This window comes from Bradyrhizobium sp. USDA 372, assembly GCF_053629095.1.
The window spans coordinates 5,251,498-5,270,148 of sequence record NZ_JBRJHR010000001.1 but is presented as its reverse complement, the minus strand read 5'-3'; the positions used below and the strand labels follow the sequence as shown (position 1 = coordinate 5,270,148).

Sequence of the window (18,651 nt, the reverse complement as noted above, 5' to 3'; positions counted from 1 at the left end):
CTTAGAATGGACACAGTGCATACTGCTATCACGGAGCCGGTGCGGCGCCTCGAGATCTTCAACCGGAGCGGGCCTTCGGCGGAAGTGGAGCGACGAGGACAAGGCTCGGAGTTTTGCGGAGATCGCAGCGAGTGGCGACTCGGTCTGCGACGGCTTGGATTGTCGCCGCAGCAGTTGTTTGGCAGGCGCCGTCAGTTGCGAGAAGCACCGGGCGGTCATTCCGAAGCAAAAGAAGTACAGTTTGTGCCGGCGGTGGTGGATGCCGTAGTGCCGGCGCCAGCTCTTGGGCGCGTGAGCGCAAAGCGGTACGCTGCAAGCCAGGGGGGATAGTCATCGAGATCGAAGTTGAGGGCATCACGATCCGGGCCGGCCGTGGTGCGGACCCGACGATGATTGCGTCGATCGTCCAGGCTCTGAAGGCGAGCCGGTGATCGGCCCGTCGGGTGCGGTGCGGTGGGCATAGCGTGCTATGGCTTAAGCACAGTCGGACCGTATTTAGAGCACTACTCAGGAATCCAAGTTCGCGATCTTGGCGGGCAGACCGGCTACTACATTCCCTACATCTATGTGACAACGCATGATGCAGCGCTCGCTTCGGGGCGGGAGGTCCTTGGCTCTCCAAAAAGCTGGCACATCAGAATGACATGGGAAGACGGTCTAATTCAGGGCACGCTCGAACGTCCGGCTGGCAAGCGTCTGCTAACCATCCATGCTCAACCAAATCAACGCTCCGGTGCGGGACAGATGTATTCTACCCGGACGAACTTCTATTCGGTTCCCCATCTGCCCCCCTTAACAGAGTCCGGAAAGGGAGCCGCAACGCAACTCGTGAAATGGTGTACGGACCAAAGGTTCCGACGAGACCGAACGGGGCGACGAAGTACTTTCTACTGGCCCGGTTTCCCTAACTTACGACCCCCCACTCATCGATCCCGTGCACAATTTGTCAGTCGCGGATACTCTGCTCGGCACGTGCGAGGAGTATGACTCTAGACTCCAGGCCATCGGTGTCTTGTCGGGAGATCAATTCAGGCTAACAGAATGAGGAATGAGTTTGCCTCAACTTATCCAGTTAGAAGTCCTGGTGACCTTGCCCTAAGTTTTATCCAGGTCTCTGCCGGGGGTGCCCTCGTATTTTCTTGTGACGTGGCAGCAGGGGTACCAGTAATCGTTCTGGGCCGTCCGACGTTAGATGAAACGATAGATTGACTCATGGCTGATGATGGCGCGACCATGCTTCAGCACCAGCCGCCGGCGATCTGCTCCGGCGAATGTCCCATCGCAAGGCTTTTGCCCACGCATCTGCGCAGGTCTGACTGGCGCGCCATCGTGAAGCGACAAGCCCATCGCCTCCGTCGCTCGGCCGATTGCTGGGCGCGGATCGGCTCGCACATGCCGGCCAAGCCTTCGTGACAGTCCAACCTTCTTCTAGCTGTAGAAATGTGTGATATGCTTCGATGCAAGTTCAATGTTCAATTGCAGCCGTCGGGGTGTAAGCGGCAAGCTGCGGCCGTCACGCGGCATGGTTCCATGGCATGAGCGCGTCGATTTCGCTACTCGGCCAGCCATTGGTGATACGGTGAAGTGTTTAGGACGAGCCAAGCGAACGGATCGACGTTGTTCATTCTCGCCCTATGCAGCAGTGTTGCGATGGTCCCCCAGGTTGTCCGCCGCCGCCGCTGCCCGCGAAGAGGCTATTTTTCTTGTAATTGTCTGTGGCGTGATGGCGCGCTCGACGATGTTGGAGTCCAGCTCAATGTGGCCGTCGGTGAGGAAGCGTTCGAAGAGGGAGCCACGTGAGACGGCATAGCGGATTGCCTCGGCCAGCTTTGATTTCCCGGAGATCCGCCGCAAGGTGTGCTGCCAGAGATCGAAGAGACCTGCGACGACCGCCCCGGAGGCTTGCTGGCGCGCGGCAACGCGTGCGTCGGGGCTTTGGCCGCGCACGGTCTTCTCAACCTGCCAGAGCTTTGCCATCCGTTCGACTGTCGTCGTTGCCACTTTCGAGCTTCCTGCAGCATGCAGCTCATAGAACTTGGGGCCTGCTGTGTGACCAGCAGCCGGCCAAGGTGATGCCGATCATTCCGCGATCGGGTCGCGCCAACTTGGTATAGGCGGCGTATCCACCAGCCTGCAGGGATGCCGCGATAACCATTGAGATGCCGGGCCGCACGTTCGCCGGAGCGGCTGTCTTCGAAGCGATACGCCACGATCGGGGGGCGCTGCCAGCAAAGGTTCCATCATCTCGGGCATAGCCCCATAAGCAGGTCGTCTTCGTCGATCCGGAGCCGGAGCGAGCGTCGGCAAGGTGGTCTCGTCGGCACAGATCCGTCCGGCCTTTTTTACCTCGCTGAAGATGTAGTCGGCCACGATCTCCAGCTTGAAGCCGAGCTTGCCCATCCATTGCGCCACCAGCTGGCTGTCAAGTTCGACCTGATCGCGGGCATAGATGGCTTCCTGCCGGTAGAGCGGTTGGCCATCGACGTACTGGAGACGGCGATCTGGGCCCGGCGCCTGGATCACGCTGTCCTCGTTCTTGAAGGCATACTTGGGACGGCGTGTGACGATGACGGGGAACTTCGCCGGCTCCACATCCAGACGCTTCGACACGTCCTCGCCGATGAGCACCTTCTGCTTGCCGGCATGCTCAGCTAACGCTTCCGGCTCGATGACAACCCCGATCCGTTCCAGATGCGATGCAAAGCCCTTGCGCCGACGAGGTGCGCGTTTGCCACCCGCCCCGCTCGCGGCCCTTATTGACCTGTGTCCTGATCGCAGCAATGCCGGTCTCGATCTCCTCGAAGGCAAAAGCCTGCTGTTCGTCATCGATACTCGCCGAGCCGAGCTTTTCCGATCGTCGGTCGAACCGGGGGCGGTCAAAGGCCTTTAGGATCTGCGTCAGCCGCGCGATGCGCGCATCGGCGTTGCGCGCCTTGAGATCGTCGATCTCGCTCTCCATTGCATCGCAGGCGCCGCTTTTTTGGCCATGGCAAGCACCATGGCCTTTAGCATCTCTACGTCATTCGGGAGGTCGAGATCGGGCGGGGGCATTGCCCCGACCAGAGCACCTATTGCTCCGGTTCTCTCGTCCTTTCAGGCGTTGATTCACTTCGTCGCAGCGCTTACCGCCGGCGTGACCGCCACAGCCCGGACCCGCTTCCCCATCCATCCCGTCCACCAGGGCCATCAACTGCGCGGATTTATCTGTATCCGATGATGCCCGATTCCGCGGCCAGCAGAACTTCGCTTTTTCAAGGCGTTTCAAATAGAGGCACACGCCAGAGCTATGCCACCATACGATCTTGATTCGGTCAGCCCTTTTCGCCCGGAACACATAAAGCGCCCCGTCGAACGGATCTGAGCCGGCATCGCGCACCAGCGCAACAAGGCCATCGGTACCCTTGCGGAAGTCAACTGGATGGCTGGCCAGGAACACCTTCACGCCGGAGGGGATCATGCCGAACGGACCGCCCGGATCACCCGCTGCAGCTGCGCCTCGTCGGCGTCCACGCCGGCGCGCACGATCACCTCGCCAATGGAGGCAATCTCGATCACTGCCTCTGACATGCACGCCACCGCGACTTCGCGACTCGAAGGCCGCGAAGGTAGGTTCGTTCGCCCGAGCATCGCGACGCCAGACGAAGAGATGGGCGATCCCCGATACACTCGCGCCAGGCTCCTGCGCCTCTGCCACAACTTGCGCGTGAACTCGTCCGACCAGCGCCGGCGAAGCTGTCGCGGCGCCCCCTCAAGACGCTCGGCGACAGCTTCAATCATATGGAACGCGGACGATTACATCAAACCGGAGGCGTTCTTTGCTCTGCAAATGCCAGGCCGGTACGACACGGTCCTTGGTAAAGCGCTGAATCGCAGCGCGGGACCGAAACGTCGAGAAGGGTGGCCGGCAAGCTGGCTGGTTTGGCATAGCGTTTGCTCCTGTAGCCCAGCACTCGGATCGGTCAGTCATGTGACGCTGCTTTTGTTCTTCGGGTATCGGGCGGCACGCGTTCAAAATGGGCTCTCTATTGCAAAGTCAACACCAACAGGTCCCATGAAGTCATGCCTTCATACCGCACGCTGCATGTAGTCTCTTGGCGATCGTGGCACCGGAGAATTGGGATTAGTGCAGAAAACAGCGTCTGCGCCGTTAGCATTGCGTGACATGCGCGCACCCGCGTCGGCAGGCGCTCAAGGCCAACGCTAGCATGAATAAGATGGGCTAGATACGGCCGAAAGTCGCCCACACCCCGTCTTCGCCGTCCCAGCTGCCGCGGCTCGCCGCCTTGGAGTACTCCGTGGCGCGCTGCTCGAAGAAATTGGCGTGCTCGACGCCATTGAGAATCTCGACGAGCCACGGCAGCGGATGCGCCTTGAGCTGGGTGAACCCGCCCTCCTTCGCCTCGAAGAAGCCGAAGACCGGGGCAATCCGGAGTTGGGTCAGTCGCCAGTCGGCGACGTAGCGGACGTAGGCGTGGATATGCTCGGGCAGCATGCCCTCGATCTTGCCAAGGCCGAAGGCGAGCTCGACGAAGTTCTCCTCCAGCTTCACCATGGTCTTGGCGACGTCGACAATGTCGTCGCGGACGGAGCGCGTCACCGCGCCGGTTTCGCGGTGCCATTCGTGAAATAGCTTGATGATGCCCTCGCAGTGGAGACTCTCGTCGCGCACTGACCAGCTTACGATCTGTCCCATGCCGTTCATCTTGTTGTGGCGTGGGAAGTTCAGCAGCATGGCGAAGCTGGCGAACAAGGCCATGCCTTCGGTGAAGGCGCCGAACATCGCCAGGGTGCGGGCGACATCCGCCACGCTGTCGACGCCGAACTCATGCATGTAGTCCGCCTTGGCGCGCATCTGCGCATAGCCGCGGAATGCCTCGAACTCGGTCTTGGGCATACCGAGCGTCTTGAGCAGCAGGGCATAGGCATCGATATGAACCGTCTCCATGTTAGTGAAAGCGGCCATCATCATCTGGACGGTGAGTGGCTGGAAGATCGGAATGTACCGCTTGAAATAGTTGTCGCCGACTTCGATGTCCGATTGAGTGAAAAAGCGGAAAATCTGGGTAAGCAGCGCACGCTCGCTGGCCGTGACGCGATCCGACGCCCAGTCCCTGAGGTCGGTGCCGAGCGGCACCTCCTCGCCCATCCAGTGGGTCTGCTGCTGGCGCTTCCAGAACTCGTAAGCCCAGGCATAGCGATCGACGTCATAGCTGCCGGTCGTGTCAAGGAGCCCGACGCGCCCCTTGCCGATCAACGTGCGCGGATCGAGGCGCGACAGATCGATCACTGACATGCGAGGCACTCCTCATAGTCGGTGCGCTGCCGCCCCCGCTGCTGCGTCGGCGTTGCATCCTCGGCAATCTTGCCGGCGAACGCCGCGCGCGAGATCGACTTTGATCGACAGTAGTAGAGGCTCTTCACCCCACGCTTCCACGCTGTCCAGTGCAGCATGTGGAGGTCCCACTTATCGACGTCGGCCGGCAGATAGAGGTTGATCGACTGGCTCTGGCAAATCAACGCGGCGCGGTCGGCGGCAAGCTCGACGATCCAGCGCTGGTCGATCTCGAAGGCGGTGCGAAAGATCGCTTTCTCGTGCTCCGACAGGACGTCGAGATGGGCGACCGACCCCTCGTGCGCGATGATCGACTGCCAGGTCGCCGAGGTGTCGGCGCCTTTCGCGGCCAGCACCTTGGCGAGGTGCGGATTGCGCACCGAGATGGCGCCGGATAGCGTCTTGTGGATGTAGATGTTGGCCGGAATCGGCTCGGTGCAGGCGCTGGTGCCGCCGCAGATGATGCTGATCGAGGCGGTCGGCGCAATCGCGATCTTGTGGCTGAAGCGCGCCATCACGCCGCGTTCCAGGGCATCCGGGCACGGGCCACGCTCGCGAGCGAGCGCCACGGATGCCGCATCGGCATCGCGACGAAGTTTTCGGAAGATGTTCAGATTGAATGACTTGGCCACGGCACCCTCCATTGGAATGCCCTTGGCCTGGAGAAACGAGTGGAAGCCCATGACGCCGAGGCCAACGGAGCGCTCGCGCAGGGCGGCGTAGCGGGCACGCTTCATTCCGTCCGGCGCCACCGTGATGAAATGGGTGAGCACGTTGTCTAGGAAGCACATGACGTCCTCGATGAAGCCGGGCTCCTTATTCCACTGGTCCCAGGTCTCGAGGTTGAGCGACGACAGGCAGCACACCGCTGTGCGCTCCTCGCCGCGATGATCGATGCCGGTCGGCAGGGTAATCTCGCTGCACAGGTTGGAGGTCGAGACCTTGAGGCCTAGCTCGCGCTGGTGCTTGGGGAGCGCGCGGTTCACGGTGTCGATGAACAAGAGATAAGGCTCGCCGGTTTGCAGCCGGTTCTCAAGGATGCGTTGCCACAGCTGGCGGGCATCGATCTCGCGGACAACCTTGTTAGTGTTCGGGCTGCGCAGAGCGACTGCGGTGCCGGCACCTACGGCACGCATGAACTCGTCGGTGACGTTGATGCCGTGATGCAGGTTGAGGCTCTTGCGGTTGAAGTCGCCAGACGCCTTGCGGATCTCGAGGAACTCCTCGATCTCGGGATGGTGGATATCGAGATAGACCGCCGCCGAGCCGCGCCGCAACGAGCCCTGGCTGATCGCCAGGGTGAGGCCGTCCATGACGTGGATGAACGGGATGATGCCCGAGGTCACGCCGCCCCTCGCCTCCTCGCCGATCGAGCGAACATTGCCCCAGTAGGTGCCGATGCCGCCGCCGTTGGAAGCAAGCCAGACGTTCTCGTTCCAGGTGCCGACGATGCCTTCGAGCGAGTCCGGCACTGAGTTAAGGAAGCACGAGATCGGAAGGCCGCGCGTGGTGCCGCCATTGGAGAGCACCGGTGTGGCCGGCATGAACCACAGCCGAGACATCGCATCATATAGACGTTGGGCATGCGCAACATCGTCCGCGAAGGCGCAAGACACTCGGGCGAACATGTCCTGGATGCCTTCGCCGGGAAGCAGATAACGGTCGGTCAGCGTCAACTTACCGAACGACGTCACCAGGTCGTCCCGCGACCAATCGAGGGTGATGTCAGACGGCGTGGGCGATGGCGCCAGGGGCTTCGGCAGGGGAGCCGGCGATGCTGGGGGCCGCACAAGACACGGCTCAGGCTTGGTAGGCTTTGCCTGCGCCCGGGGTTGCCGCACACTCGGCAGCTCAATGAGATGACCATACTGATCGAAGTTGTAAGACGGCGACACCGGCACCCCCGCGATATTTGGGGCCGGGACCGTGCGGACGATTTGCGAGGAGACCGGGCAAATGTCCCCTGCAGCAAGCGATCCACCGGGGCACCCGGCCCGAGGACATGTGTTTCTGTCGCGGCAGATCTCCTGGCTAGCGGGTCGCTGCGGCTGTCGGCCTTCCCGGCGCTATCGCAATGGCCGCTGCCGACGCATTGGGTTCCCTTCTAGCTTCCATTCTACAATATATGGGTATAGAATACCGTGACGGCACCACATATATGCGCAGCTACGGGACTCGTCAAGACGGAACCGTAAAGTTAACGAGTTGGTGCAGCCCCGAGGTCGAGGTTCGAAATTCGCCGAGCGCCTGTCCTGAAGGGCCTCACTCAAAAAGCATAGCGTCTCAAGGACTGGCCAATCGGCGAGTTAGGAGCCTGAGATGGCCGACGAGCAGCCAAGCGAGCTCGGCGGGGGCGGAACCTTCGAAGTCTTTGCAGAGGCGCGGACATCTGCCGAGCCGTGCAAAGGTGCGCTCGACGGCCCTGCGCCTGGGCGGGAGTGGAAGCCTTGGACGCGGGGCGGTCGCTCGACGATCTCGATCGTCCACGGCCCCCAGTGGGAGAGTGCTTGACGAGCTGTTTGCCGCGATAGATCCGATCGGCAAAGATGTGCTCAAGCCGCGGCCTCGCAAATTCTGCAACAGGGGAGCAGCACCATGGACATCCTGAATGTTGGCATCGATCGGTTCGCGGTCCGCGAATTGAGTTGGGCCGGATCGGGTTTCGGTTGCCATACGCGTCTCGCCATTCATCGCTTTCTGTGGCCCTTAGATCAAAATTGTCTGGAGCGCGACCGCAATCGATGCAGCCGCCCGTGGCAATGTCCCACGCTTAGTGGATTTGACCCCTTCGCAGGCCGGGCGAGCCGCCGCACGTGCTCAGTTGTCTGGCCTCGAACATAAGCCGTCCTCAACCGAACGCGGTCATGTCAGGTTATTGCCAATCAATCCTAACGGGATGAGGCGGAGCTATGCTTGAATCTGGGTGACGGAGCCGATAAGGCGGCGTGGCTTTGCTGTGTCGGAATGAAGCCGTTCGCAACATTGGCGTGAGCGGCGGCGAGGAACCGTGTTGTATCTCACCAACGACCTTGAAGCCGTGACGTTGGTAAAAGGGAATGTTTTCAGGGTTCGAGCTTTCGAGGTTGGCAGCAATGCCGTCCTCATCGCATCGTTGAAGGGCGTATTTCGTCAGCAACGTACCAAGCCCTTTTCCGACCCAGTTCGGACCGACGGGAATGAGTGGCAGATACCAATGTGGCTCGTGGGGATGATGTTCGGCCATTCTCCGCCGCAAGTGTGCCATATCCTCCGTGATCTCCGGGCGCAGGGATAGACCATGATTGCATCCAACGCCTCCTCATCTTGCTGCCCGTTGGGATGCAGCCACAGGGCCGCGCCACGAATCTCTCCCGCGACGTAAGCTGTGCCATAGAGCCTGACCAAAAAAGAAAGTTGAGTGATTTAGTTCGTTGTGATTCCTTCGTGTTTGCGAAGACCCGAGGGAGAACAACATGTGTTGGACTGAAATCACCCGCGCACAATATCGGCGCGATGGACTTGGTTATGCAAGCGACATGACGGACGCGGAATGGGAATTGATCGAGCCGTTGATGCCAGCGCGATCTCGACGCGGTCGTCCCCGCAAGATCAGTCTGCGCGTGATCATGAATGCGATTCTCTACATTGGAGCCAGCGGCTACCAATGGCGAGCGCTGCCGAAGGATTTCCCGCCGTGCTCGACTGTTCAGTACCATTTTTATAAGTGGCGCGGTTCTGGCTTGTGGGGCGCGATCAATGACACTCTGGTCCGGCGCATGCGCGAACGGCAAGGACGCAAACCCACTCCAACGGCCGGAGTTATCGACAGTCAAAGCGTGAAGACCACGGAAAGTGGAGGCCCAAGCGGATTTGCAGTCCCGCTGTTGCGGATCATTGGTCGCCTGTTCCCAACCTGCGTCACATCTTCGCCGATCGTGTCTATCGTGGTCCAAAGTTGCTCGATGCCATTGCTGATCTGGGCCAATGGACGATTGAAATCGTCACCCTTTCCGTAAGCGTCGTTCTCAGGCCACGGCTTGGAGGGCTTGAGCGCGGTAGGCGCAGGGCAGTAGCTGGTCGATCTCGCGGTTGGGATGCCCGTTGACGATCCTGGTCAGGACGTCGGTGAGATACGCGAGCGGATCGTGGTCGTTGAGCTTGCAAGTCTCGACCAGGGACGCGACGACAGCCCAGTGTTCGGCACCGCCGTCGGATCCGGCAAACAGCGCGTTCTTGCGACTGAGCTTGATGCTACGGATTGATCGTTCGACGGTGTTGTTGTCGAGTTCGATGCGGCCGTCATCGATGAAGCGCGTCAGTCCTTGCCAGCGCGAGAGGGCGTAGCGGATGGCCTCGGCGAGCTTGATCTTCTGGCTGATGAGAGCCAGCTTAGCGCGCAGCCATACCTCGAAGGCATCGGCCAGTGGTCGGCTCTTCTGCTGCCGCACGAGGCGACGTTCCTCCGCGCTGCGACCGCGGATCTCCTTCTCGATCGCATAGAATGCTGCAATGTGCTTCAGCGCCTCGCTTGCGATCGGCGCGGGGCCGGCTCTCGCGAGTTCGTAGAAGTTGCGCCGCATGTGCACCCAGCAGAAGGCGAGCTCGACCTCGCCACGTTCGGCAAGCTTTGGGTAGGCGTTGTAGCCATCGACCTGCACGACGCCCTTGAAGCCGGCAAGATGGCTGAACAGCCGCTCGGCCTTGCGGTCGGGTGCATAGACATAGGCGATGCCGGGCGGATCGGGGCCGCGCCAGGGCCTGTCGTCGGCGGCATGGGCCCAGAGCTGGCCGGTCTTGGTGCGCCCTCGACCGGGATCGAGCACCGGCACCGTCGTCTCGTCGGCGAACAGCTTGGACCTCGCGCGAAGCACCGTGAGAAGGCGCTCATGCAGCGGGCGCAGATGGAAGGCGGCATGCCCCACCCAGTCCGCCAGTGTCGATCGATCGAGAGCGATGCCCTGTCGGGCATAGATCTGGGCCTGCCGGTAGAGCGGCAGATGATCGGCATATTTGGACACCAGAACCTGGGCGACGGTTGCCTCCGTCGGCGGTCCGCCCTCGATCAGCCGGGCCGGAGCCTCGGCCTGCAGGACGCCATCCTCGCAAGCGCGACTGGCGTATTTGGGACGCCGGGTGACGACAACGCGGAACTGGGCCGGCACCATGTCCAGCCGCTCGCTCCTGTCCTCGCCGATCTGGTGCAGGTCGCCCCTGCAGCACGGACAGGTCTTGTCGTTGATGTCGACGACGACCTCGATCCGCGGCAGATGCGCCGCTAGCGCTCCGCGATTGTTGCGGCGCTTGCGTGCGCGCTCCGCCCGGCCTTCCGGAGCTGGTCGGGCCTCTCATGTTCCGATGATTGCCTTCCATGCGTGATGCGGCCATCGACCCCGACGGAGCGGCATCGTCTCGCATAACGACGATGCTCATGCTGCCTTCGTGACTAGGGAACACAGGTCTCCGCGCACATCCACCTTTCGAGGCTCATTCCCGCACCCCGCATGGCTCCTGTCTACACTTCGAACCCCGCGTTGCCGCGACGCCCGCAAGACTCGGTCCCGGCTTGCCTGCTTCGGCTTTGGCCGGATGGGACTTGCACCCACAAGCAATCATCAGCTTGGCATGACGTACTCCCCTGGCGTGGTGTAGCTGAGGGCGTGTGGTCACCACGTTCGGCGGCAACTCGTCGAGGAAGGTGGCGAGCTTCGGCAGCTTGGGGCGGAGCTGGTCGGCGACGCGCCGCCACTGCGCCCGCGCCGCCTCGGCATCGTCCTGGGCGCAGGCAGTGGCGATGAACGTGGAGGCGACGCGTCGTCCGCTCTTGCCGGCATGCGCCAGCGCGTTGCGTATGAAGTGCACGCGGGGTCGTCGGAAAGCTGCAATTGGCTGATTCCGTTTTCGTCGGCGATTCGCGATCGGCGGAGCAAACGAGATGCTGGGGCGCAAGGAGCGGGATCGGTTGGAGCTCTTCATCACTGGCTCGCTCAAACAGCTCGTCCCAGATGAGCACGTGCTGCCGCGGGTCGATCGTGTGCTCGACCTATCTTGGCTAAGAAAGAGGTCTCCGTCTGCTATTGCGCGAACGAAGGTCGGCCAGGCATGGATCCGGAAGGCGCGGTACGCCTGATGCTGGCGGTTCTGCTCACCGGCATGTACACGATCGCAGGCTGATGCGGGAGGCTTAGGTCAACATCGCGATTCGCTGGTTTGCTGGTTATGGCCTGCACGAGTAGCTACCGCACCATTCCAGCCTGACGCGCATCCGCCAGCGCTGGGAATAAGAGCGATTCCGTAGGATCTTTAAACGGACTGTCGAGGCCTGTCTGAAGGCCAAGATCGCAAAGCCGAAGTGGTTCATATCGATGCGTCGCTGATCCGCGCCAACGTGAGTTGGGACAGCCTCACCGAGCAGGCATGTGGTGGATGTGCTGAGTGAGAATCAAAGCGAAGATGAAAGCGAGGCTGAGAGGAAGGGCCGGCAAAGCGGCAAAAGAAGATCTGCACCACCGATCTGGATGCGACAATGGGCCACCAATGCCCGAAACCGGCGGCTGGAGTCCGCTTACAAGCAGCACGCTGCCGTCGATAACAAGGTCGGCGTTATTCTGGACGTCGCAGTCACGACTGGACAAACGAACGAAGGGGAGACCTTGCCGGGCTTAATCCAGTTTGAAGTTCGTTCTGGCTCACAACAAGGACCAGAGCATGAAGCGCAGCCGCTTTTCGGAAGAGCAGATCATCGGGATTTTGAAGGAGCATGAGGCCGGCGTGTCGGTCGCCGATCTGTGCCGCAAGCATGGCGTCAGCGACGCCAGCATCTACAAATGGAAGGCGAAGTTCGGTGGAATGGAGGTGTCGGAGGCCAAGCGGCTGAAGACCCTGGAGGACGAGAACACACGGCTGAAGCGCCTTTTCGCCGATGCCATGCTGGACAACGCGGCCTTGAAGGACCTCGTGGGAAAGAAATGGTGACGCCCGCGGCCACGCGGAAAGCTGTCACCGAGGCGCCCACGGGATGAGCGAACGGCGGGCGTGTAAAGCCATCGGCTGCTGCCGCATGACCATGAGATACCAAACGACTCGGGCGGACGAAGCCGGCCCTCGCCAGCGCATGCGGGCAATCGCCCAGGAGCGCCGCCGCTTCGGCTATCGACGCCTGCATGTGCTGCTCAAGCGGGAGGGTCAACTGGGGCAAGAGCGCCACCAACCAAAGGAGAGACCACTCAATGAATAAGCCCAGCCGGGCCTATCGCTTCAACGATGGGCTGGACTACGCCCTCGTGTTCCACCCGACAGGTTACCACTGATGTTCATGTGGATCATCGCAGCCAGCCTCTGCTTCCTGTGGGCCGAGAGTAGGCCCATCTTGACGGACCTGATGGTGTCCTCGAACCCTATGTCCCGGTCGAATGTCTGCGTGAGTGCCCGAGCCCTTCGGTGGATACGATCCTGGGGGCCATGCCTAAGTACAGGGTCACGCCGCAGCCGTGGCGTCGGGCAGGACGGCGCCACCGTTCGCAAGGACGACGACAACACCGAGACCCAGATCGACAAGCCGGAGGGCCAGAACCGAGGGCGGCACCCTCCCGGAACTCCCGGACTTCGATCCGCAGAACGGCGCCGGGTCTTCAACGCCCTCGTGCGGGACAAGATCGGCTGGCAGGAAACCCAGCGGCGCCACAAGAAGCTGTTCCGGCTCTACCTGGAAGAGAGGCTGGCGGTGCGGCGGCGTGGCGGCCGCAAACGGGCGATCGGGACCCGGGCGCCAATGACGGTGCCGATGGCGCCGAACGACCGCCGGTCGCTCGATTTCGTGTCGGGTCAGCTGACCTGCGGCCGCCGCTTCCGTATCCTCACCGTCGTGGATGACTGCACCCGCGAGTGCCTGGCGCTGGTCGCCGATACCTCGCTCTCCGGCATCCGCGTGGCGCGGGAACTGGACCGGCTGGTGATCGAGCGCGGCAAGCCCAAGACGGTGGTCAGCGACACCGGCACCGAACTGACCAGCACCGCCATCCTGACCGGGGCGGATCAGAGGCGCGTCGCATGGCACTACATTGGGCCGGGCAAGCCCATGCAGAATGCCTTTATCGAGAGCTTCAACGGCCCGCTGCGGGATCAACTGAACGAGACGCTGTTCACGTCGCTGGCCCAGGCTCGCGTCGCACGCGGATGCTGGCGGGCCGATTACAACTGCGCATCAGAACACCCATCTGGCTATGTGATTGAAGAGAAGAGATTTTGTTGAGCGGGATGCGATCCCGCGGGGTATTTTGGGTTCTGTCGCGCTCGTTCGGCGATAGATCGAGCAGCAGTTGTTATCAGCGAGGTGCGGGCGAAGATCCAAGGACCATCCGGAAGAGGATGGATGGATTCGATCTCGCCGGCTTCAGCGGCCAGCCGGAGCGTCTTGGGCGCGATCTTCAGGAGCTTTGCGGCGTTGCCAAGGTTGAGCCATGGCTCGATCCCGTCCTCGGCAGGCTTGAACACCGGGATGTGGTAGTTCGAGCGCATTGATGTGACGCGCTCGCGGGTCCAGCGATTGCCGTTGCCGGTCTTGAGGCCGTTGCGATTGAGGAGGCCGGCAATCAGATCGTCGCTGGCGATCAGCACCAGTTGACGCACGGCCTGGACGATATCGGCCGAGGTGCTGTTGCGCTGTCCGCGCCGGCACTTCGGCAAGCGCAACTCGCTGTGGGCGCCCCCCACCCAATGAACGATGAGAACGATCTCCGAGGCCGCGTCGTCGATATCGGCCACGACCTCATGGATGAGGGTGCGCACAATGCGCTTCTTAAGACGAGCATCCGTCGTCCGCGCATCCCAGACCGTTTTGAGGTTCGAGGCCAGAACGCCGAACGAAGCTGGATCAGCAAGGGGTGCGGGCGTCGCCACATCATGCATGGCGATCTTGGCCTCAACCTCCGCCGCGTGAGCGAGCGCCCTGTTCCAGCGCGCTTCCAGCTCACTGGCCACCAGCCGGTTCGCGGGATCAGCGGCATCGTATTGCCGGAAAGCCCTGTCGGCGGCATAGCGCGCCGCTTCGAGGTCGCGACTGAGAGCATCGCGTACCTGATCGCGCCGCTCCCTGGCTCCCTTGGCGGCAGCGGTTGCGGCGGCGACAGCGCCCGGACCGACGACTCCAAGCAGCGATTCCTCGATGGCGTCATCGACGCGCAGTCCGCCGAAGGCGATGCAGTGGGCCCCGCCATTATCCATCCAGGCACGGCTGCAGCTGTAGCGCGGGATATGGTTTTCCATGCCGGAGTAGCGGAGTGTGAGCTTACGACCGCAGCGCTTGCAGCGGATCAGACCGGCCAGCAACGCGTCACCATGCTTGGGCGCGCCGTGATGCCGACTGGTGGGAACATTGCTGCTGACCATGGTGCGAATCGCCTCGAACTTCTCCCAGCTCACATACCCTTCGTGAGTGTTGGGCTTCAGCGTCAGCCATTCGTTCCGCGCCTTGCGGCGGATCTTCACGCGCACGCCCGCGGTGCCATATCCCGCCGCCACAGCTGTCTTACCATAGGCATAGGCGCCGCCGTAGACCGGGTTCTCAATGATCCGGTGGATGGCAGAGTAGTTTGGTCGCCGCCAGGCCGTGTCGCCGTTGGTCTGCTTCACCGGAAGATCGAGATTGTACTCGTGGAGCCAGCAGAGCGCCTGACGCGCGCTTCCCAGTTCCTCGACCTTGTCGAACACCAGCTTGATCGCCTCCTGGACACGCCGATCCGGGTCTTTCTCATAACGATCGCCGGCCTTCACGAAGCCGACGGGCGCTGTCACAACCAACTCGCCCCGGCGCGCCTTCTCGTAGCGTGCCGAGAGCGAGCGCTGGCGCAACAGATCCAGCTCGTACTCGTTGAGGCTGCCCTTGAGCCCGAGCAGCAGGCGGTCGTTGCCGTGTCTTGGCGCATAGATGGTCTCTTGATCGACCAGAACGGTGTCGACCACGCGGCACATCTCGATGAGTTGCTGCCAATCCCGGCTGTTGCGGGCGAAGCGCGAGACCTCGCGGGCGCAAACCGCACCAACCTTGCCAAGGCAAACCTCCGCTACCATCCGCTCAAAACCAGCGCGTTGTATGCCGCCGGCGGCTGAACGACCGAGATCATCATCGATCACTTCAACCTCTGACCACCCGAGAGCCGTCAGCCGGTCCCGCATGGCGTATTGCAGCGCGCTGCTCTCGCGATTGTGCAACACCTGATGGGCCGAGGATTGACGCACGTGAAGAATCGCCTTGCGCTCCAGATGATGAGGCCTGACCTTGTCAGAGATCATGATCGACCTCCTTCGCGGGCAGCGTTGCTGTCCTCGCAGCATGGTCGAGGATCAACTGCGTCATCAGGCTCGTGAGGGCCGCCCGGGCTTCCGCCGGCAACTCCAGCCATGCGGGCGCGCCGATGGCGCCGTTTGACAGGCCACTCCCGAACAGATCCATCTGCGGCTGCGGCTGCGGCTGCGGCCGCGGTTGTCGATTGTGTCGGTATCCGCTCCCTGGCATTGCCGTCTGGCGTGACATGAGTCGCTCCCCGATTCTGGTCGTGAGAGACTCTGGATGCGCCAGAAAGCAGGGCAGCTGATGACGTTCGACCCTTCAACGCCAGATCGAGAAGCGCAGAGAGCGCCGCAAGTGCATCGATGCTGACAAACGGCTGAGCTGCCAAAAGCTCGGCGTCAGGGCATGCTGCCCGATCGAACATCCATGCTGGAACCTCCAACCATCGATCCGCTTGCGATCCATCCAGAGAGCAGCGGAAAGTGACATCATCAGCCTTCCCGACCGTTCCATGAACGCAAACTCGGCGACCAAACCAGGGATGAAATCGATAAAGAACCTCGCGAAAAACGGTTTTGTGGGCGTTCTTGAGTCTTGTTGTACAACGATGCGCGACCACACTCGCAGGATGGAAAACGCCCTCCGAGTTCGCCTTCAGCTGTCACCCGCGCCGGAATCTGGCGCTGCGCTATGCCGAAAGCTCCGCCGCCAGCTCCCGTCGCTGCCACCACCCAACCGGGCAAATCCAACAGCCGGAGCGAACTCAGGATTGGATAAAACTTGGGGGCAAGGTCACAAGCCTTCCCTCGCTGGCTCTCCGTTCTCCGCACCCAGCGTCTCCGTCATCTCGGCTTCGAGGGTCTTCCTGCGGATCAGCGGCTTCAGGAACTCCTTGTCCGACCTCAACAACTCTTTGACTGCAGAGACATCCGTCTTAATCGTCGTCACGGTCATGGCGGGTCCAAGCTCCTCTACGAGCGGTGATCTTCGCAACCACCGGACTTGCCATGACCGCTTCAGCCGCTCAGCTTTTGCAGAACTTCCCGCAGGCTACCTCATAAACCTCATAAAAGTGTGCTCGATACTCCGCTCTGAGTTAGGACCCCGTGGGCTCCGCCGCGGCTGCTCGGTGCCGATCCTTTGGAGCATGGCCATCACCTGGGTGATGCCCGGCTCCCGCTGCGCGGGACGGGCATGGCCGGCGGTCTTACCGCGAGCGCTGGCGGCGAGGCCACGTTCTGCTGTCTGAATGACGTCCGGCGGACCGCACCGCATCGACGCAAAGTCTTAGAGGGTGGAAAGTGGTCTTCAGATTCGAGCCAGAAGCGGACGCGAAAAGGCGCTCTTGCCGGTTCGCTTTGACCTGGACCCTCGAGCTGACTACTGTCTCCGTACGTTTTTGGAGGTTGGTGCAACCGGATTACCGCCAGTCCGATGAGCTGCAAGCGAGAATGCCAATCGCGCGCAGCGCGGCAGCCGCCTTCGCGAGTGGAGTAATTGTCTCGACGGTTCCGATTTCGTTGCTGGGCATGGCGTCAATTCGTCGCAGCAGTCGCGCGAAGCTGCCGACTTGTCTGTCCAGAAGAGCGACGTCGACGTAGTCGCCCGGTTCAATACTAAGTAGGTACTGCGGCACGGTGACGAGCGCGATGTTTGGGATGCCCTTTAGGTAGAGCGGCTGGCCTTCGCCGAACTGAATGAGTGCGTTTGGGGCTGACACTCTCGGCGCTTGTCCGGTTGTACGCCACTCTGATTCGATAAGCGCCGTCAGCTCCGGATTGGAGGCCTAGAGCAGTTCGGGTTCGGGGTTGCCTGTCGGGCCATAGGTATTTTTGAGAGGATCGTCACGGTATTCCCGAGCACCGAGGTGCTCGATCACCAGACCTGCCACTGCGTGGCGATTTCCCGGACCACCGGCCCACCACTGCGGGTGGTCCCGCAACCAGCGCGAAGTGGCTTGGCCATGATCGGTGACCGCCGGGATTCGGAGGTGTCCAGCGGTTAACACGAAGACGGCTGTGCGTGCCAACGGTCGAGCGACAGTCTGGCGCGCGAGTTCGACCAAACCGACGTGGCCGTTCTCCTCGACAATGTTTGTACCGTCACTGTGGCTTACCACGAGCACAGTTTCGTGGGCTGCGCTGTTACCTTCCACGGCCGCCCATATTGTTCGCATAGTGCTGTCTCGCTCGATCACGGCGTCGACGACGAGCGTCGCCCGCATGGCCCGTGAGGCGGCGTCCAGCACCAAGTCGGCGTCGTCTCCAGCCACGAAGACCGCTGGAATGTTCTGGTAGGGCAACGTGAACGGTAAGTACTGTCCTTTGGCGTTGAAAATGCTTATGCCACGCCAGGCGAAGATCACCACCTCAACGCCAGCTCGTCTAGCACGCGCCAGACCGAGGCCGGCGAACGTGGCAGGAAGCAGCGGCATAGTGGTCTTGCCCCATGCACGCGCCCGATCCCAAGTCTTGACCGCCGCATCAAACGGGAACTCCCGATTTCGGACCTCGACGACCGCAATTCCGCCGCGCGCTTTGGTCCATCGCGGTATTGGACCGCGCAATCTGTACAACTGCTTCTCGGTCCCTAGGGGGCCGGTGGTCCCGGAGTAGGGAAAGACCGAAGAGATCGCTATATCGCGCCCGTCGATCTTAAGACGCAGACCGTCGGGGTTTTCTGCAGCCATGCTCCAGCGATCGAAACGCAAGACGTCCTCGTGAACTCGCATACCGAAATCGGCCCACTGCTGTTTAACATGCTCTGCAAGTTGATCGTGGCTCTTTGAGCCCGAGATTCGGGAGCCAAGGGACTCCAAGTACATCAGCTCGGCGCGGATGGTATCGTGGTCCACGGCGAAGAACTCCATTCCGCGGATTTCGGCAGGGAGAAAGTGCCCCAACAACTAATATCTCTGCTCGGTCCGGAGGAAGTCGCCAGATTCGACGACTTCAGCGCGGCTGGTTCTTTTCTGCAAAGGGAACGCATCGGTATCTGCTCGCTTCTTTCGTCAAGCTAATTCTTGAACTTCGAGCCCTCCGTTACCATCAGCGCT

At 61.6% G+C, this 18,651-nt stretch carries 9 protein-coding genes, 10 pseudogenes and 1 riboswitch; of the genes and pseudogenes, 6 read left to right on the top strand and 13 right to left on the bottom strand.

What is annotated here, in order from left to right; translation table 11 throughout:
• Positions 1-453: 453 nt before the first annotated feature.
• Positions 454-987, top strand: a complete 534-nt coding sequence (locus tag AB7M16_RS24745) for an acetoacetate decarboxylase family protein (protein ID WP_225115009.1) — start codon at positions 454-456, stop codon at positions 985-987.
• 526 nt (positions 988-1,513) lie between these two features.
• Here the strand turns inward: AB7M16_RS24745 and tnpC (AB7M16_RS24740) are convergent.
• The 6 genes and pseudogenes from tnpC (AB7M16_RS24740) to AB7M16_RS24715 all read right to left on the bottom strand — a co-directional run bounded on the left by tnpC (AB7M16_RS24740) (position 1,514) and on the right by AB7M16_RS24715 (position 8,555).
• Positions 1,514-3,051: pseudogene (gene tnpC, locus AB7M16_RS24740) on the bottom strand (IS66 family transposase).
• Positions 3,020-3,457 carry an IS66 family insertion sequence element accessory protein TnpB gene (gene tnpB, locus AB7M16_RS24735; protein ID WP_453945412.1) on the bottom strand — a complete coding sequence of 146 codons (438 nt, stop codon included), beginning with the start codon at positions 3,455-3,457 and terminating at the stop codon, positions 3,020-3,022. The pseudogene tnpC (AB7M16_RS24740) and the gene tnpB overlap by 32 nt, the downstream one beginning before the upstream one ends.
• Before the next feature lie 762 nt (positions 3,458-4,219).
• Positions 4,220-5,293, bottom strand: a complete 1,074-nt coding sequence (locus tag AB7M16_RS24730) for a ribonucleotide-diphosphate reductase subunit beta (RefSeq protein ID WP_453945411.1) — start codon at positions 5,291-5,293, stop codon at positions 4,220-4,222.
• The gene (locus AB7M16_RS24725; RefSeq protein WP_245334299.1) at positions 5,284-7,026 is read right to left on the bottom strand and encodes a ribonucleoside-diphosphate reductase subunit alpha; all 1,743 of its coding nucleotides are present in this window, start codon (positions 7,024-7,026) and stop codon (positions 5,284-5,286) included. Before AB7M16_RS24725 ends, AB7M16_RS24730 begins: the two co-directional genes overlap by 10 nt.
• A gap of 306 nt (positions 7,027-7,332) precedes the next feature.
• Positions 7,333-7,491, bottom strand: a riboswitch (cobalamin riboswitch).
• A gap of 124 nt (positions 7,492-7,615) precedes the next feature.
• Positions 7,616-7,948, bottom strand: a pseudogene (locus tag AB7M16_RS24720) (transposase); the annotation flags it as partial.
• A gap of 256 nt (positions 7,949-8,204) precedes the next feature.
• Positions 8,205-8,555, bottom strand: a complete 351-nt coding sequence (locus tag AB7M16_RS24715) for a GNAT family N-acetyltransferase (protein WP_225115007.1) — start codon at positions 8,553-8,555, stop codon at positions 8,205-8,207.
• Positions 8,556-8,784: 229 nt separating this feature from the next.
• Here AB7M16_RS24715 and AB7M16_RS24710 point away from each other — a divergent pair.
• Positions 8,785-9,323: pseudogene (locus tag AB7M16_RS24710) on the top strand (transposase); the annotation flags it as partial.
• A 13-nt stretch (positions 9,324-9,336) separates the two neighbouring features.
• On the opposite strand, the pseudogene tnpC (AB7M16_RS24705) reads toward AB7M16_RS24710, so the two are convergent.
• Together tnpC (AB7M16_RS24705) and AB7M16_RS24700 are read right to left on the bottom strand one after the other, a co-directional pair.
• A pseudogene (gene tnpC, locus AB7M16_RS24705) lies at positions 9,337-10,641 on the bottom strand (IS66 family transposase); the annotation flags it as partial.
• A 334-nt stretch (positions 10,642-10,975) separates the two neighbouring features.
• Positions 10,976-11,191 (bottom strand): annotated as a pseudogene (locus AB7M16_RS24700) (transposase); the annotation flags it as partial.
• A 52-nt stretch (positions 11,192-11,243) separates the two neighbouring features.
• Between AB7M16_RS24700 and AB7M16_RS24695 the strand changes: the two are divergent.
• From AB7M16_RS24695 to AB7M16_RS24685, 3 pseudogenes are all read left to right on the top strand, one after another.
• Positions 11,244-11,964: pseudogene (locus AB7M16_RS24695) on the top strand (transposase); the annotation flags it as partial.
• Between the two features lie 52 nt (positions 11,965-12,016).
• Positions 12,017-12,497, top strand: a pseudogene (locus tag AB7M16_RS24690) (transposase); the annotation flags it as partial.
• A 492-nt stretch (positions 12,498-12,989) separates the two neighbouring features.
• Positions 12,990-13,520: pseudogene (locus AB7M16_RS24685) on the top strand (integrase core domain-containing protein); the annotation flags it as partial.
• Positions 13,521-13,528: 8 nt separating this feature from the next.
• Here the strand turns inward: AB7M16_RS24685 and AB7M16_RS24680 are convergent.
• Positions 13,529-15,598, bottom strand: coding sequence for a recombinase family protein (locus tag AB7M16_RS24680; RefSeq protein WP_453945410.1), 2,070 nt, complete (start codon positions 15,596-15,598; stop codon positions 13,529-13,531).
• Entirely contained in the window at positions 15,588-15,839 is a 252-nt protein-coding gene (locus tag AB7M16_RS24675; protein WP_453945409.1) for a hypothetical protein, read from the bottom strand. The genes AB7M16_RS24680 and AB7M16_RS24675 overlap by 11 nt, the downstream gene beginning before the upstream one ends.
• A 357-nt stretch (positions 15,840-16,196) precedes the next feature.
• On the opposite strand from AB7M16_RS24675, the pseudogene AB7M16_RS24670 reads away from it, so the two are divergent.
• Positions 16,197-16,373: pseudogene (locus tag AB7M16_RS24670) on the top strand (IS3 family transposase); the annotation flags it as partial.
• 19 nt (positions 16,374-16,392) lie between these two features.
• Here AB7M16_RS24670 and AB7M16_RS24665 read toward each other — a convergent pair.
• From AB7M16_RS24665 to AB7M16_RS24655, 3 genes and pseudogenes are all read right to left on the bottom strand, one after another.
• Positions 16,393-16,550, bottom strand: a pseudogene (locus AB7M16_RS24665) (IS256 family transposase); the annotation flags it as partial.
• A gap of 466 nt (positions 16,551-17,016) precedes the next feature.
• Complete coding sequence (locus AB7M16_RS24660) at positions 17,017-17,316, bottom strand: hypothetical protein (RefSeq protein WP_124163951.1); 300 nt, start codon at positions 17,314-17,316, stop codon at positions 17,017-17,019.
• A 66-nt stretch (positions 17,317-17,382) separates the two neighbouring features.
• Positions 17,383-18,465, bottom strand: coding sequence for a hypothetical protein (locus tag AB7M16_RS24655; RefSeq protein ID WP_453945408.1), 1,083 nt, complete (start codon positions 18,463-18,465; stop codon positions 17,383-17,385).
• Positions 18,466-18,651 lie beyond the last annotated feature (186 nt).